Annotated in this window: 14 protein-coding genes; 8 read left to right on the top strand and 6 right to left on the bottom strand. The window is 51.1% G+C overall.

Going from position 1 to position 14451, the window contains the following annotated elements:
- Position 1: 1 nt before the first annotated feature.
- Positions 2-841 (bottom strand): PA3715 family protein, encoded by an 840-nt coding sequence (locus ACLO87_RS09110; RefSeq protein WP_430223459.1) that lies wholly within the window; start codon positions 839-841, stop codon positions 2-4.
- Between the two features lie 133 nt (positions 842-974).
- Positions 975-1946, bottom strand: coding sequence for an AraC family transcriptional regulator (locus tag ACLO87_RS09105; protein ID WP_430223458.1), 972 nt, complete (start codon positions 1944-1946; stop codon positions 975-977).
- Positions 1947-2180: 234 nt separating this feature from the next.
- On the opposite strand from ACLO87_RS09105, the gene ACLO87_RS09100 reads away from it, so the two are divergent.
- The 8 genes from ACLO87_RS09100 (at position 2181) to ACLO87_RS09065 (ending at position 10519) form a co-directional block, all read left to right on the top strand.
- On the top strand, positions 2181-3269 hold the full coding sequence (locus ACLO87_RS09100) for an LLM class flavin-dependent oxidoreductase (RefSeq protein WP_430223457.1): 1089 nt from the start codon (positions 2181-2183) through the stop codon (positions 3267-3269).
- A 12-nt stretch (positions 3270-3281) separates the two neighbouring features.
- The gene (locus ACLO87_RS09095; RefSeq protein WP_430223456.1) at positions 3282-3797 is read left to right on the top strand and encodes a flavin reductase family protein; all 516 of its coding nucleotides are present in this window, start codon (positions 3282-3284) and stop codon (positions 3795-3797) included.
- Positions 3798-4234: 437 nt separating this feature from the next.
- Entirely contained in the window at positions 4235-5419 is a 1185-nt protein-coding gene (locus ACLO87_RS09090) for an ABC transporter substrate-binding protein (protein WP_135865124.1), read from the top strand.
- 15 nt (positions 5420-5434) lie between these two features.
- Positions 5435-6355, top strand: a complete 921-nt coding sequence (locus ACLO87_RS09085) for a branched-chain amino acid ABC transporter permease (RefSeq protein WP_430223455.1) — start codon at positions 5435-5437, stop codon at positions 6353-6355.
- 11 nt (positions 6356-6366) lie between these two features.
- Positions 6367-7353 carry a branched-chain amino acid ABC transporter permease gene (locus ACLO87_RS09080; protein ID WP_430219572.1) on the top strand — a complete coding sequence of 329 codons (987 nt, stop codon included), beginning with the start codon at positions 6367-6369 and terminating at the stop codon, positions 7351-7353.
- Positions 7350-8114, top strand: coding sequence for an ABC transporter ATP-binding protein (locus ACLO87_RS09075; protein ID WP_430219573.1), 765 nt, complete (start codon positions 7350-7352; stop codon positions 8112-8114). Before ACLO87_RS09080 ends, ACLO87_RS09075 begins: the two co-directional genes overlap by 4 nt.
- Positions 8111-8836 (top strand): ABC transporter ATP-binding protein, encoded by a 726-nt coding sequence (locus ACLO87_RS09070; RefSeq protein WP_135865118.1) that lies wholly within the window; start codon positions 8111-8113, stop codon positions 8834-8836. Before ACLO87_RS09075 ends, ACLO87_RS09070 begins: the two co-directional genes overlap by 4 nt.
- A gap of 60 nt (positions 8837-8896) precedes the next feature.
- Positions 8897-10519: an AMP-binding protein gene (locus tag ACLO87_RS09065; RefSeq protein WP_430223454.1), complete on the top strand. Its 1623-nt coding sequence runs from the start codon at positions 8897-8899 to the stop codon at positions 10517-10519.
- A gap of 70 nt (positions 10520-10589) precedes the next feature.
- Here the strand turns inward: ACLO87_RS09065 and ACLO87_RS09060 are convergent, their stop codons facing one another.
- The 4 genes from ACLO87_RS09060 to dctP form a co-directional block, all read right to left on the bottom strand.
- Positions 10590-11534, bottom strand: coding sequence for a ketopantoate reductase family protein (locus tag ACLO87_RS09060; RefSeq protein ID WP_430223453.1), 945 nt, complete (start codon positions 11532-11534; stop codon positions 10590-10592).
- A 5-nt stretch (positions 11535-11539) separates the two neighbouring features.
- The gene (locus tag ACLO87_RS09055; RefSeq protein WP_135865113.1) at positions 11540-12859 is read right to left on the bottom strand and encodes a TRAP transporter large permease; all 1320 of its coding nucleotides are present in this window, start codon (positions 12857-12859) and stop codon (positions 11540-11542) included.
- 2 nt (positions 12860-12861) lie between these two features.
- Positions 12862-13383 (bottom strand): TRAP transporter small permease, encoded by a 522-nt coding sequence (locus ACLO87_RS09050; RefSeq protein ID WP_430223452.1) that lies wholly within the window; start codon positions 13381-13383, stop codon positions 12862-12864.
- A 61-nt stretch (positions 13384-13444) separates the two neighbouring features.
- Positions 13445-14416 carry a TRAP transporter substrate-binding protein DctP gene (gene dctP / locus ACLO87_RS09045; RefSeq protein WP_430223451.1) on the bottom strand — a complete coding sequence of 324 codons (972 nt, stop codon included), beginning with the start codon at positions 14414-14416 and terminating at the stop codon, positions 13445-13447.
- Positions 14417-14451 lie beyond the last annotated feature (35 nt).

Raw genomic sequence — 14451 nt, 5'->3', positions numbered from 1 at the left:
CTTACTCCCACATCCGCATACCTGCTGGCACCGAATAACGTTGCCCGTCGTATTGCAACTTGCTGCGGCTGGTCGTGTTTTCTACCTCTTCCTCATTGCAGTCACCATTTTCATCTGCCTTGGCTTCAGAGCTATTACTTTTGGTGGTGATCAGAATATCGGCACCTCTGTGCTGATTGGGTTTCCCCACCGCTAAAGTTCGGGTTAGGCTAGAAAAGGTGCCGTTGCATATGCCATCCCATTCACCCGTGTGGCGTTCTACTTCAAGGTTAAGTAGTAGGGGGCGTAGCGTCGTGTCTTTTAAGTTAAATAACACTAAGCCAGTTTGGTAAAACGGGTTTACGCGCGAGGCGCCTCGGTGTGACATGCGCACCCCAAAGGCTAAGCGGCCTTCTACCAATCTATAAGGCGCAGTATCTATGTCTAGCATGCTTAGACTAATAGCGTCATCGTCTATAAGGCCATCAATACGGTACTGTGCGACAGGGCTAAGGGTGTCATGGCGCAGTACGGCAACGACCAGATCGCCAGTGGCATAGTGATCGCCTTCATCGGTCAGTAGCGGTAGTGCTACTAAGAGGTGCTCGGGCTGTGCTGGCCATTGTCGGCATACCATCGCGTAGGGCGACATGCCTAGATAGCTATCGGTAGATAGTCTGGCGGTAGCACCCTCTATTGAGAAATCTGTGTCCGAGACTTTTTCCGCTTGTGGGTAGAGGGCTCGTAGAATGCTTTCGGCTCGTTCACCGCATTCGTTGGATCGCTCTTGGGCGACTGCCACATTTGAAGCAACAAAGAGCGTGAGGGCGGCAACGGTTAGAGCAAGTAGACGAGGACGCATAAAGTGAGTTCCGTGTTCCAAAGTAAGCGCGAAAGGTGACGTGTCGTATGTGTTTTTGATCGATAGAACATTTGCAGCGATGCCTGACAATACCACGCCTTGCTATGGGTGTAGGTGGCTTGGAGTGGGGCGATTATTTGCTGCCCTTTTGTTGCAACGTAACCGAGGGGCGCACGCCAAATTGCCGTTGGTAATCGGCAGAGAATTGCCCTAAATGACAAAACCCTGTTTGCAGCGCCAGTTCAGTGACGGTTGCCGATTTAGGGTCTGCCGCTAGCAATAGCTGATGTATATGCTGCAAACGTTGTTGCTTCACATATTGCATGGGGCTAAGCCCTACAAAGCTTTTGAAACCACTGTATAGGCTACTGCTGCTAATGTCAGCGGCGGAGGCTATTTGGCTAATAGTGAGCGCTGCACTTAAATTCTGCGCTACATAGTCTTTGACTTTCTTGATGGCATGTGGGGTGATAGTGGCTGTCAGTTGCAAGGGCTGGTTATGTGGCCATAGGTCCAGCAAGGTAGCCAAAAAGGTTTCTTCTAAACGCTGCCGCGCTTCGAGGCGGTCAAATAAAACGCCCTCGGAAGCTTCAGAAAACTGCCACTGCAACATATGCCAAAGACTGTACCCAGCCTCTTTTTGCAAAGAAAGCAGCGGGGCGAATTGCAGTAAACCTTGTAGGGGGCGCTGGTAATGCTGCTGAAAAAACTGTTCTAAGCTGTGCCGGTTGATGCGCACAAATAGCTTATTGGTGGTGTCGGCGTGCTGCATCGCAAACTCTTGCTCGGGGTTAATGATGGCAGCCACGGTTAGGTCATAGTCTAAATGCTGGTTGTGTAGGTGTAGCTGTTCTTTGCCATGCACGGGCAGTTGCAGCAAATAGAAGTCTTGTAAGGGTTGGGGCGCAATATGTACGGTTGTGCCATAGCGTAAACGCCCAAAGCCTAAGTGGGTGCCAGGCCGATAATAAAGTTCGGTGTTCAGCGGGTGCTTAGGGTTACGTAGATGCAGTTGGTGGGGGCACAGTACCTGAGCAATGTGCGACTGCACTTGCTCGGGGTCTGTAGAGCGTAATTGCTTATGGTGTTCAAGAGCGCACTGCATGATGAGCCCCACCCGTAATGAGTAAATTATTATAGTAATGAATAGTTTAGGTCTAACCTATTGGTGTATTCACGTAGTACAGACAGGGCGGTTGTCGCATTGCCTACCACTGGTTTACCCTAGCGAAATTTGCTGTGTTTTTTAGATAGTGCTGCAGTTTTTTGATAGCGAGTTGTAGTCCTGATTCTTAGAATTTCAGACAGAAATAAAGCAAATCGCTAACAGGAGACAAGCATGAGTCAGAATAGTTTGCTGCAAAGTAAGCATTTTTTATTGGGTACCTTTGCCAGTAATTGTGGTGGCGGCATGACCGTATCGAAGTTGCCTGATCGCTGGCAGGCTACATGGGAAAACAACCTCAAGCTGGCACAGTTGCTAGACGATGCAGGCATTGATTTCATGTTGCCTATCGCTCGTTGGGTGGGCTACCGAGGTGAAACCGATTTTCATGGCTATGTATTGGAAACCGTGACGTGGGCAACGGCATTACTGGCTCATACCAAGAACATCAATATATTTGCAACGGTACATACCGTAGCGAACCATCCTGTCGTGTTGGCTAAACAAATTGCCACCATGGCACAAATGAGTGGTAACCGGGTTGGGCTGAATATTGTGGCGGGCTGGAACAAGCCTGAATACGATGCGTTGGGCTTGGATTTACCTAACGATCACGAAACTCGCTATGGCTACGCCCAAGAGTGGTTTGATGTAGTGCGTAAGCTGTGGGATCACGAAGGTAGGTTTAACTGGGAAGGTAAATACTTCAACTTGCATCAGGTACATGGTGATCCACGTCCCGATTGCCATCCGCCTATTTTTAACGCGGCCGGCTCCGGGCAGGGGCGTGATTTCGCCAGCCAAAATGCGGACTTCTTATTTACGCCAGCGATGGAGCTAGAGCGTTCACGTAAAGAAGTGGCCGAGCTGACACAAAAAGCAGCCGACAAAGGGCGTACCGTCGGGGTGATGACGTTTTCGCATGTGATCTGTAGACCTACGCAAGCCGAGGCCGATGCCGAATGGCAGCGCATGTTAGATAACGCCGATGAAGGTGCCGTAGAGAACTTGGTGAATCTACAGTTTGCTCATGCACATTCTTTCCCGCACGAGCTACTGGCACAAATACGTGAACGCATGGCAGTAGGGCATGGCGGTTTCCCCTTGGTGGGTACGCCAGAACGCGTGGCTGATTTGATCTGTGCATTGCATGACGCCGGTTTTAGAGGCACGACTCTATCGTTCTTTGATTATGCCAAAGAGTTCCCGTACTTCCGTGATGAGGTATTGCCGTTGTTGAGTGCCAGAGGCATTCGCCCGTAATTGGAGCTGGGCATGACGACTATAGAGAGAACCGAGGCTAGCAGTCGCTATAAGCAAGGCATGCGTCATTTGGCGGGTGCCATCAGTGTGATCACAGCGGATTTCCAAGGACAGCGTTCAGGGCTGACGGTAACGTCGGTCAGTTCAGTGTCGGTGGACCCTCCGGAATTATTGGTGTGTATCAATGTAGAAGCGTCGGCGTGGCCTTTAATCGAAAAAAGCGGCCGATTTGGGGTCAATGTGTTGCATGCTGAACAGGAGGCCTTAGCCTTGCGGTTTGCAGGGGCAGGCGGCGTTAAAGGGGGGCAGCGTTATGAAACCGCCCCGTGGAGTCAGCACCAAGGCGTATGGTTGCTTGATGAGGCGGCAGCCGCCTTTGCCTGCGAAGTAGAGGAAATTGTGATGTGTCACAGCCATGCCGTGGTGGTGGCTCGTGTGTTGCAGATACAAGCAACGGAGGGAGCGGCTCCAGCTCCTTTACTGTATTGGCAAGGTCAGTTTGGCACCCTGCAAACGAGGGTCGCGTAAAACGCTATTCCAGAAACTGTAACGGCTGCGAGTTGCTGTTGTTGTCACGCAGGCGTTGCGGTTTTTTTTGCAGTATCAGTAATCAGAAATGGTTAGTGGTACTGCTTTTTTTTTTGCCTAAAAAATCTGTGATTATTATAGCCACGTAGATTGCTGGAAATCGTGGCAAGGCTTATGTTTGGCGGGTCTGCGTTGAATGGTGTATACGCATGCGAGTGAGCAAGTTGGGCCGGTAAATAAAGTATTAGGGCTTTCACCAATTACGCATATTTAGTTTAGAAATGAATAATACATAAGTAAACATTGCCAGAGTGACACGCTAGGCTTGGCTCTTTTCGTAAGGGTAACAGAGCAAGCAAGATTTCCCATCATCGCATCAAAATTGATTCCCACATTGACTGGCCAGTAGTGGAAAAAATCAAAATAAGGAGACATCAATGAATACATCAGTTTGGTTGGGCTTTGCTCCTCGCCGTCTAACAGTTGCGTTGTTAGCGGCTGGTGTCAGTATGTCAGCGTGGGCGGAGGATCCCGTCAAAGTAGGGATTGCACTGGATATTTCTGGTCCCTTTGCCGCTTCGGGTGCCGAAGCACGTGACGGTTTTGATTTGGCGATTGAAAAACTGGGCAGCACCTTGGGTGGTAAACCTGCTGAGTTCATTAAAACAGACTACGCGGGTAGCCCAGAGCAAGCGACACAGTTGGTGAACCGCTATTTGCAGCGTGAAAAAATCGACATGTTTACCGGGCCTATCCCGTCTAACGCAGCGTTGGCGGTAGCGCCAGCACTGTTCCGTGCCAAAGTGCCATTTTTGTCCAGCAACCCAGGCCCTAGCCAGTTTGCGGGTGAGCGTTGCAGCCCCTACTTCTTTGGTCAATATCAGAACGATACTTATGACGAAGCAGGCGGTAAGCTGGCCAACGAAAAAGGCTACGCTAATGTGGTCATCATTGCGCCTAACTACCCAGCAGGTAAAGACCACCTGAATGGTTTCAAACGTTTGTACGAAGGTGAGATTCGCGATGAGATCTACACCAAAGTAGGCCAAATTGATTACGCGGCAGAGATCGCCCAAATCCGTAGCCAGAAACCGGATGCCGTGTTCTTCTTCTTGCCTGGCACCATGGGCATTAACTTCGTTAAACAGTACGTAGCGGGCGGTTTGCAAGACATTCCAATGATTGCCCCTGGCTTCTCGGCTGACCAAGACATCATCCCAGCGGTGGGCGATGCCATGCTGGGTGTGCAGAACACCGCGCACTGGGCGCATGATCTACCGCTGCCAGCCAATACTGAGTTCGTAACGGCTTTCCGCGAGAAATATGATGGTCGTTACCCATCGGTATACGCCGCCATGGCCTACGACACCATCATGGCGATGGATGCCGCCGTACGTGATGCGGGTGGTGCGCAAGACAAAGATGCCTTGGTCAAAGCATTGGAAACCCCTAGCTATGCATCGGTACGTGGTGACTTCACCTATGGCAAAAACCATTACCCAATCCAGAACTACTACGTACGTGTAGTAGAAAAAGACAGCGATGGCAATTTGACCAACAAACTGGTGGGTACGGTGTTAGAGCAGCACCAAGATGCTTACGTTGCTGAATGCAAAATGTAAGAAAGGGCGGTAAGCATGAACGGGATCTTCATTACTGAGCAATTGCTAAATGGAGTGGGGTTTGGCCTGATGCTGTTTCTGATTGCAGCAGGTCTGACCTTAGTCTTTGGCATTATGGATACCATGAACTTGGCCCACGGGTCGTTGTTCATGGTGGGCGCCTACGTGGCGGCACGTGTGCATGTGGCCAGCGGGTCTATGTGGTTGGCTTTGGCCGTTGCTATTGCTGCTACGGTGGTGGTTGCTTGGCTGCTGGAGTTCCTGATCATGCGGCATTTGTACCGGCGCGATCACCTCGCGCAGGTACTGGCCACCTTCGGCATTATTTTGTTGGCCGATGATGCGGTAAAAGCCATCTGGGGTGCGGCGCCTATTATGGCGCCCATGCCAGAAATACTGGCAACACCCATCGAGCTTATTCCTGGTTTGCCATACCCCGCCTACCGCTTAATGCTGTTGGCCGCAGGGTTATTGGTAGCCGTAGCACTGTATGTGTTGGTGAACCACACACGTATAGGGATGCTGGTGCGTGCAGGGGCGTCTAACCGTTCCATGGCGGAATTCATGGGTGTGCGAGTAGGGCATATTTTCTCGTTCGTGTTTCTAGTGGGCGCAGCCTTGGCGGCGTTGGCCGGTGCATTGATGGGGCCTATTAGTGCCGTGCAAGTAGGGATGGGCGAATCCATCTTGATCCCTGCATTAGTGATTATTGTGATTGGTGGTATTGGTTCGGTACGTGGGGCATTTGTGGCCTCGATGATTGTGGGTTTGGTGGACACGTCGGGCCGCGCATTCTTACCACCTATCTTGCGTGAAATTCTTTCTCCTGCGTTGGCCGCAGATTTGGCACCCGCGTTGGCAGGCATTGCTATGTACCTGTTGATGGCCGTTGTGCTGACATTTAAACCTGCAGGGCTATTCCCTGCGCGTGCCTGAGGAGACTACACATGACTATTGCCATGACTTCGGAACAGGCTAAACCTACTGCTCAGCGTGCAACGACGGCTGGGAAACTCTTTCCGTGGCTGGTGTTTGCAGTATTAGCGGCGTTGCCGTGGTTGCTGCAAGCCTTAGAGCTGGATTATTACATTGGTTTTGTGAACCGCTTGCTGATCATGATGATGGCGGTCACGAGTTTGAACTTTATTTTGGGCTACGGTGGTTTGGTAGCGTTGGGGCACGCGGGCTTTATCGGTGTAGGGGCATACACCGTCGTTGCGTGTGTGGATGCTGGCTACAGCTCAGCATGGGCCGCATGGTTCATGGCGCTAGCGGTATCCGGTGTGGTGGCCTTGCTGATAGGTTTGGTGGCACTGCGCACCCGTGGTGTGTACTTCATCATGATCACCTTGGCTTTTGCAGAGATGCTGCATTACCTCGCTATGTCGCTACGAGTGTTTGGGGGTGATGACGGTTATAGCATTTACACCCCACTATCCATGGGGGGCTGGTTAGACGACATGTCTTACGGCTTCTATGGTGTGGTGCTGGTGATTGCAGCCTTGATTTTTGCACTCAACAGCCGCTTGGAAGTATCCAAATACGGCTACGCCTTAAAAGGTACACGCGATAACGAAACACGTATGGGCGCATTGGGTTTCCCCGTATTCAAACTGCGCTTGGTGGCTTTTGTAGGCGCTGGCGCTGTGGCTGGGTTGTGTGGTGGTTTACTGGCCAGCAACGACGGTTTTGTGAGCCCATCTCTCATGTTATGGACGCACTCTGCGGTGCTGATCGTGATGGTAGTGATTGGTGGTGTGGGGAACCGTTGGGGTGGCGTGATTGGTGCAGGCGTGTGGCTAGTGCTGGAAGAAGTACTGCGCATGTACACCGATTACTGGCACTGGCCTATGGGCTTATTGCTGTTGTTTGTGGTCTTTGTTGCACCTAAGGGTATTGCGGCCTGGTTTGAACCAAAGGGGAAAACAGCATGAGTTTGTTTAAAACCGAAGGTGTGGTGAAACGCTTTGGCGGTTTGCTGGCTACAGATAATGTGTCGTTAACGGTAGAGAAAGGCGAGATTCATGCGCTGATTGGGCCTAACGGTGCTGGTAAATCCACCTTGGTTAACCTGATTTCAGGGCTGATCCCAGCGGATCAGGGACGCACGGTATTGGATGGTAAAGACATTACGGGTATGCCCTCGCACTTACGCGTACGTGCGGGGATGGCGCGCTGTTTCCAAGTAACGAACATCTTTCGTGATGACACGGTACTGAACAACCTAATGCTGGCCGTGCAGGCGCATTCAGGTACCAGCTTCCGTTTTCTGTCACGTCGTTCTAACGAGCTATTACTACAAGAACATGCCGAGCAATTGGCTGCCAAACTGGATCTGACCCAACACTTGCATCGTATTGCTGGCACGTTGCCACACGGTGTGCAGCGTAAGCTAGATGTAGCGTTGGCATTGGCGTCACGCCCTAAATTGCTGCTGTTGGATGAGCCCATGGCCGGTATGGGGCCAGAGGACTCCCTACAAATGGTGGGCATTATTCGTGAACTGCGTAAAGAAACCACCATTTTGCTGATTGAGCACGATATGGATGCCGTATTTCAGTTGGCTGATCGTATTTCTGTGCTGGTGTATGGCCGCATCTTGACGTCTGGCACGGCTGACGAAATACGTAATCACCCGCAAGTACAAGAAGTGTATTTGGGTACAGAAGACGATGCAGTGGAGGCGATGGTATGAGTAACAGCAATACTGGGACCTTACTGTCCTGCAAAAATGTGGAAGCCGGCTATGGCGCAAGCCAAGTGCTGTTTGGCGTAGGGCTGGAAATACGTGAAGGCGAGGTAGTGACCTTGCTAGGGCGTAACGGCATGGGCAAAAGCACCACCATTAAAACGATTATTGGTGCGCTGAAACCCAAAGGCGGTGAAATCCACTTTGCAGGTGAAAAGCTTAACGGCCTTAAAGCCGATTCCATTGCGCGTCGTGGTATTGCCATCGTGCCAGAAGGGCGTATGTGTTTTCCTAACCTCACGGTTGAAGAGCACCTGATTGCTTTTGCTGATAACCGCAGCGGTCAGCAAGACCGTTGGACACTAGACCGTATCTATTCGATTTTTCCTAGGCTCAAAGAGCGCTATCGCAACTTGGGTAGCCAATTATCCGGTGGTGAGCAGCAATTGCTGGCCATAGGTAGAGCCTTATCCACCAATCCCAAACTGCTTATTTTAGATGAAGCTACCGAAGGGCTGGCCCCCTTAGTGCGCGAAGAAATTTGGCGGTGTTTGGATATGTTGCGCGACGCAGGCCAGACCATTCTGGTCGTCGATAAATATGTACAGCGATTAATTAGGCTGGCGGACCGACACGTGATTTTAGAAAAGGGGCACGTGGCGTGGCAGGGATCGTCAGCAGAATTGGACAGTGATCGCAGCCTCTGGAAGACGTACCTAGGAGTATAAGCTGGGGCGGTTTCAAGGCAGGGCGATGACAGAACGACAAAGATAAGCCGGAGGAGACCTATGTACAGTGCACACCAAGATACTTTTGCACGAGACAACCTGCCACCACGCGAATGGTGGCCAGAGCTGCTGTTTGATTTACCGGAGTACCAATTCCCTGAGCGCTTGAACTGCGCCACAGAACTGCTGGATAAGCACGTAGCGGAAGGACGCGGCAATAACGTTTGCATACGCGCCGAGGGTCTGACATGGACCTATGCTGACCTGCAAGAAAAAGCCAATCGCATTGCTAACGTATTGGTAGACAAAATGGGCTTGGTGCCAGGTAATCGCGTGTTGTTGCGATCGGCCAATAACCCGATGTTGGTGGCATGCTGGTTTGCCATCATGAAAGCGGGTGGTATTGCTGTGACCACCATGCCACTGCTGCGTGTGAAAGAGCTCACGCCAGTGATTATGGTGTCGCAATCCACCCATGCGCTGTGTGATGCAGCATTGGCTGAAGCGCTGCTAGAGGCGCAAGAACAAGAGCCGGTGCTGAAACACATCATGTTCTACCACAGCGATGCAGCAGACAGCCTAGAAGCGCTGATGGCGCAAGCCTCACCACATTTTGAGAATGTGGATACGGCTTCTGAGGATTGCTGCTTGTTTGGCTTTACCTCGGGTACTACCGGTATTCCTAAAGCCACCATGCACTTTCACCGTGATGTCATGGCCATTTGTAATGGTTGGGCAAAACATGTGTTGAAGCCAGTGGCAGATGATGTCTTTATTGGTAGCCCGCCGTTGGCGTTCACCTTTGGTTTGGGTGGGTTGGTGCTGTTCCCTATGAGCGTAGGTGCCAGCACTGTGCTGCTAGAAAAGAGTACCCCTGAACCGCTATTGGCAGCGGTACAAGAGTTTGGTGCCACCATTTTGTTTACGGCGCCTACGGCGTACCGTGTGTTGTCGGCACAGGGCGATCTATTACGTAACGGCACACTGCGTAAATGCGTGTCGGCGGGGGAATCCTTGCCCATTGCCACGCGTACCGCATGGCGTGAAGCTACTGGTATAGAGCTGATTGACGGTATTGGTGCAACAGAGATGCTGCACATATTTATCTCTCATGACGAAACGACAGTACGCCCAGGTGCAACCGGCAAACCAGTGCCGGGGTATCAAGCGGCAGTGCTGGACGATAACGGTAATGAAGTGCCACCCGGTACAGTAGGCAGATTGGCTGTGAAAGGGCCGGTGGGTTGCCGTTACTTGGCAGATGACCGCCAAAAGGTATATGTACAAAATGGCTGGAACGTCACAGGCGATGCCTATGTGATGGATAAAGATGGTTATTTCTACTATCAGTCGCGTACGGATGATCTGATCATTTCTGCTGGCTACAACATCGCTGCTATAGAGGTAGAAGAAGTGCTGCTGATGCACCCTGCGGTCGCTGAGTGTGCGGTGGTTGGTGTGGCCGACGAGCTGCGTGGTCAAGTGGTGAAAGCATTTGTAGTGCTGCGTGCAGGGCATACCGTAGGCGAGGCGATGGTGAAGGCACTACAAGACTTCGCTAAGCAAAATGCTGTGCCGTACAAATACCCACGTCAGGTGGCGTTTGTAGAAACCTTGCCGCGTACCTCTACAGGGAAGTTGCAGCGTTTTAGATTGCATACCGAAGCGGAAACCGTGTCCTAATTGGTAGAGCGATAGCTAAAAAAAGCCCATGGATAACACCATGGGCTTTTTGTTGTACTGAGGAAGTGATCTAGTGGGACGTAGGGGTAGGGGCTGGGTAGTGTTGTTGCAGGCTGCGTACTAAGTTAGCGGCAAATTCCGTCACTGGTGTGGCGACGTTTAACTGCTGACCTTGTCTGACGATGGCCCCGTTAATGGCTTCGATTTCAGTGGGCTTACGGTTACGTATATCGATAGCCATAGAAGGAATGTGATCGCGTGTGAACTCGGCAACATGCAGCACATGTTGCAGGGCTTTTTCCCTAGAAATCGCTAAGCCCTTAGCTTGGGCGACGTCAGCGGTTTCAAACACAATACGGTCCAGAAGTTGGCGTGACTCAGGCGTGTTTACCACTTGCCCTACAGTTTGCTGCAAGATGCCGCACAAACTGTTTAGCGAGGCATTCACCAGCAGTTTCATCCAAATATCATGCTCCACATTGGCGGAAATGCTGGTGTTTAAGCCCGCTTGATTCATCAGTTCGCACAAACGTTGTAAGGCAGGGCTAGGCTGATGGTTCAGTGGCCACATTGCCGTGTGCAGGCTGAGATCGCAGGTCACGTGAATGTGGCCAGGTTCTACCAAATCGCTGGTGAGGGTACTGAACCCGTACACAATTTGCGCAGGGTTTAGCACTTGTTTCATCAGATCGGTGTTACCCAGCCCATTTTGTAGACTCACCACGACGGTATTGGGGGTGATGGCTTTTTTCAAGCCATCTTGCAGCGCGCCTTGCGTATAAGGGTGCTTCACAAACAAAATGACAGCATCCATGGCTTCCAGCTCATTGGCATCAGAAACGGCGTGGATGGCAATGGTTTCTGTACGGTCAGGGTACGAGACGCGTAAACCATGCTCTTTGATCGCCCCTACATGCTGGGTATTTAAATCGTACAGTACGGGCTGGCTGACCTTGCTGAGCAAACTGCCAAACAAGCTACCCATTGCACCCGCACCAATAATGGCTATTTTCATAGTGGTTATTTGATTAAGTTAGGTAGTCCAACCGCAATGACGGGGATGAAAAATACCGCAGCAAGTACGACCAGTTCGATGGTGATGAAAGGCACTGCTGCACGGTATATTTGTGGCAGGCGTATAGCCGGTGGCACGACGCTTTGCATCACGATCAGCAGTAAACCAAAGGGTGGGGTGAGCAGGCCGATTTCTAAGGCGATTAACATCATCACACCTAGCCATACCGTATCGATATTGGCGGCCAAAGCCAGTGGCATGAAAAATGGCAGAGTGATCATCATCATGCTGATTTGGTCCAGCACCATACCCATGATCAGCAAGATCAACAGCATGCACAGAATCAGCAAAGCAGGGGACAAATCTAAGCTGCGTATCACATTCAGAAAGCCCGTGCTGGCACCAGAGAAACTCAGCAATTGAGCAAAGGTGGTAGAGGCTGCCAGAATAAACAGAATGACTACAGACACCTTGGCGGTTTCAATCAAGCTTTTCCAAAGGGCACTAAGCGTAAAGACGCGGTAGATGAAGGTAGCCAGTACAGACGCCAACACACCTATAGCGGCAGATTCAGTAGGAGAGGCCCAACCTATAAGCATAGAACCCACTACCGCTATAAAAATACCCAATAGAGGCAGTACGTTTTTGCAGAATGGGCCCCACTTTTGCCAGCCTTTCAAACCAGAGTCGTCTTGTTCACTCACCGGTGCATCTTGTGGACGCATAATGCTGCGAATGACTACATAGCCCAAAAAGCCTATGGCCATCAAAATGCCAGGCAAAATGCCGCCAATGAGCAAACGCTCAATGGAAATACCAGCCAAGCTACCCATCATCACGGCTAACGCCGAGGGGGGAATCAGCATAGCGATACCGCCTACGGCCATGATGGGGCCCATGGACATCGTAGGGTGATACCCACGGCGCATCATTTCAGGCATCATCATGCCGCCCATCATCGCGGTATTAGCAATGGATGAACCGGACAACGTGGCAAAAGTTGTACCGCCCAAAATGCTCACAATAGACAGCTTTCCTGGCACGCGGGAAATGGCTTTTTCAATGGCATCAATGGCTCTGAATGCGAGACCAGTATGAAAGAGCACTTCACCCATCAGTACAAATAAGGGGATGGGGGTGAGGGAAAAGCTGATCAGTGACGAGTTGGTGTTGCGTACCCATTGGCCTAAGCCCATTTCACCGCCTAAAAATACCCAGGCACCGATAAGGTTGACGGCTAAGAAGGCAAATACCACGGGCATGCCTACCGCCATGAAGAAAAATAGGGAACCTAGCATCAGTCCCAGTGCAAGTGGCCAATCCATGGTTAGTTTCCTTGATGACGTAGGTGATGAATAGACTGGCGCAAGCGGCGGCAGAACTCGATGGTGAGCAGTAGACTAGCCATCAGCAACGGCAGATTGAGCCACCATTCAGGAAATACCAATTCTTTAAACACCAGCGTGCCCGTAGTCGCGTTGTCTAGCGCAATGATGTAGGACTGCCAGGTTAAGGTGGCACAGACTGCAATACCGATGAGGTTGCAAAGCACCTCTAATTGGCGTGCAAATACAGCAGGAAGCTTATTGACGATTACGTCTACGCGTATGTGTCCGTTATGGTGCAAAAGCCAAGGTGCACCGGCAAAGGTAGCAATCATCAGCATGTATTCGGACAGTTCTACGCTGGAAGGAATCCAGTCGTAGCCTAGGTTGCGCAGAATCACGTCAAAACCAATCAGCAGGCTCATAAGCCCAAAGATAATGGCGGCAAGTGCGCCGCAGGCCGACATGATGAGTTTATAGCCGTGCTCCAGCACGCCTACACCAGAAGTAGAGGCTGTTGTCATAATGAGAAGGCAAAAAAGAGGGTGGCCAGACCGATACGTATCGATCTGGCAGGAGGGCGAATTAAGGTGCGTCGTCGCCGAACAGTGCTTTTAGTTCAGCCACATGAGTAGGGCTGGTTTTAGCAATACCGTCCCAACCTGCTTGGTAAGCAATGGCACGCAGCTCTTGGCCGGCTTCGTCAGACAGCGTAATGGTTTCTACGCCAGCTTCGGCTTGGCGTGCTTTTTCTTGTTCAGCACGTTGCAAGTCTTCTTGGTTTAAGGACTCTACCCACTCGATTTTTTCTTGTAGGAAGGCTTTTTGTGCATCATCCAGCTTGTTCCAACTGTTTTTATTCATGAACAAGCTGACCTCTACGTTGTAGAAGCCTGGGTCTACGCGGTATTTGGTTTTCTCTTGCCAGCCTAGGTCTAGCACACCCACGGAAGGCCAGCCGTAGCCATCGACCACACCACGCTCAAGTGCTGTGTAGACCTCGCCGGGAGGCACTTGTAAGGCTGACGCACCTAACGCTTGGAAGAAAGCCAAATACGTAGGTACACTGCGCAGCTTCATTTTCTTCAAGTCGCTGGCTTGGTTAATGGGTTTGTTGGTGTAGATGTGATATTGCAAACCATCGGTAATTCGCGCCAGCCATAGCATGTTGGCTTTGTCTTGGTGCAGTTTGTCCATCAGCGCATGACCACCATTGGCGCGCAGCTCTTGAATGGAGCGGTCGGTCAAGGTCATAGCCAAGGCTTCGGGTACCAGATTGGCATGAAACACGGCAGAGCTGTTGGCCAGATCAACCACGCCAGCACGTACGGCATTACCTACTTCAAACGTAGGAATGGCTTCGGGGCCACCCATAAACTGAATTTGTACTAGCCCTTTACCGTCTTCGTTAACCTTGTCTACGAAAACTTTGAAGCGGTCGGTAAAGAAGGTGTCGGTGTTAAAAGCACTGACGGCTTTTAGGGTGACTTCTTCAGCCTGAACGCTGAAGAAGGTGCATGACAGTAGGGCAGCACCCAGCAGTGTGCGTTTGATCATGATGGTTGTCTCCATTCCTTGTAATGATCATTTTT

The sequence above is a fragment of the Paenalcaligenes sp. Me52 genome (assembly GCF_050487965.1).
Lineage (GTDB): Bacteria > Pseudomonadota > Gammaproteobacteria > Burkholderiales > Burkholderiaceae_B > Paenalcaligenes.
This window is presented reverse-complemented; position numbering and strand designations above follow the sequence as displayed.

Coding starts and splice junctions, on each gene's coding strand:
- ACLO87_RS09110 (WP_430223459.1), bottom strand. CDS start 841: ATGCGTCCTCGTCTACTTGCTCTAACCGTTGCCGCCCTCACGCTCTTT.
- ACLO87_RS09105 (WP_430223458.1), bottom strand. CDS start 1,946: ATGCAGTGCGCTCTTGAACACCATAAGCAATTACGCTCTACAGACCCC.
- ACLO87_RS09100 (WP_430223457.1), top strand. CDS start 2,181: ATGAGTCAGAATAGTTTGCTGCAAAGTAAGCATTTTTTATTGGGTACC.
- ACLO87_RS09095 (WP_430223456.1), top strand. CDS start 3,282: ATGACGACTATAGAGAGAACCGAGGCTAGCAGTCGCTATAAGCAAGGC.
- ACLO87_RS09090 (WP_135865124.1), top strand. CDS start 4,235: ATGAATACATCAGTTTGGTTGGGCTTTGCTCCTCGCCGTCTAACAGTT.
- ACLO87_RS09085 (WP_430223455.1), top strand. CDS start 5,435: ATGAACGGGATCTTCATTACTGAGCAATTGCTAAATGGAGTGGGGTTT.
- ACLO87_RS09080 (WP_430219572.1), top strand. CDS start 6,367: ATGACTATTGCCATGACTTCGGAACAGGCTAAACCTACTGCTCAGCGT.
- ACLO87_RS09075 (WP_430219573.1), top strand. CDS start 7,350: ATGAGTTTGTTTAAAACCGAAGGTGTGGTGAAACGCTTTGGCGGTTTG.
- ACLO87_RS09070 (WP_135865118.1), top strand. CDS start 8,111: ATGAGTAACAGCAATACTGGGACCTTACTGTCCTGCAAAAATGTGGAA.
- ACLO87_RS09065 (WP_430223454.1), top strand. CDS start 8,897: ATGTACAGTGCACACCAAGATACTTTTGCACGAGACAACCTGCCACCA.
- ACLO87_RS09060 (WP_430223453.1), bottom strand. CDS start 11,534: ATGAAAATAGCCATTATTGGTGCGGGTGCAATGGGTAGCTTGTTTGGC.
- ACLO87_RS09055 (WP_135865113.1), bottom strand. CDS start 12,859: ATGGATTGGCCACTTGCACTGGGACTGATGCTAGGTTCCCTATTTTTC.
- ACLO87_RS09050 (WP_430223452.1), bottom strand. CDS start 13,383: ATGACAACAGCCTCTACTTCTGGTGTAGGCGTGCTGGAGCACGGCTAT.
- dctP (WP_430223451.1), bottom strand. CDS start 14,416: ATGATCAAACGCACACTGCTGGGTGCTGCCCTACTGTCATGCACCTTC.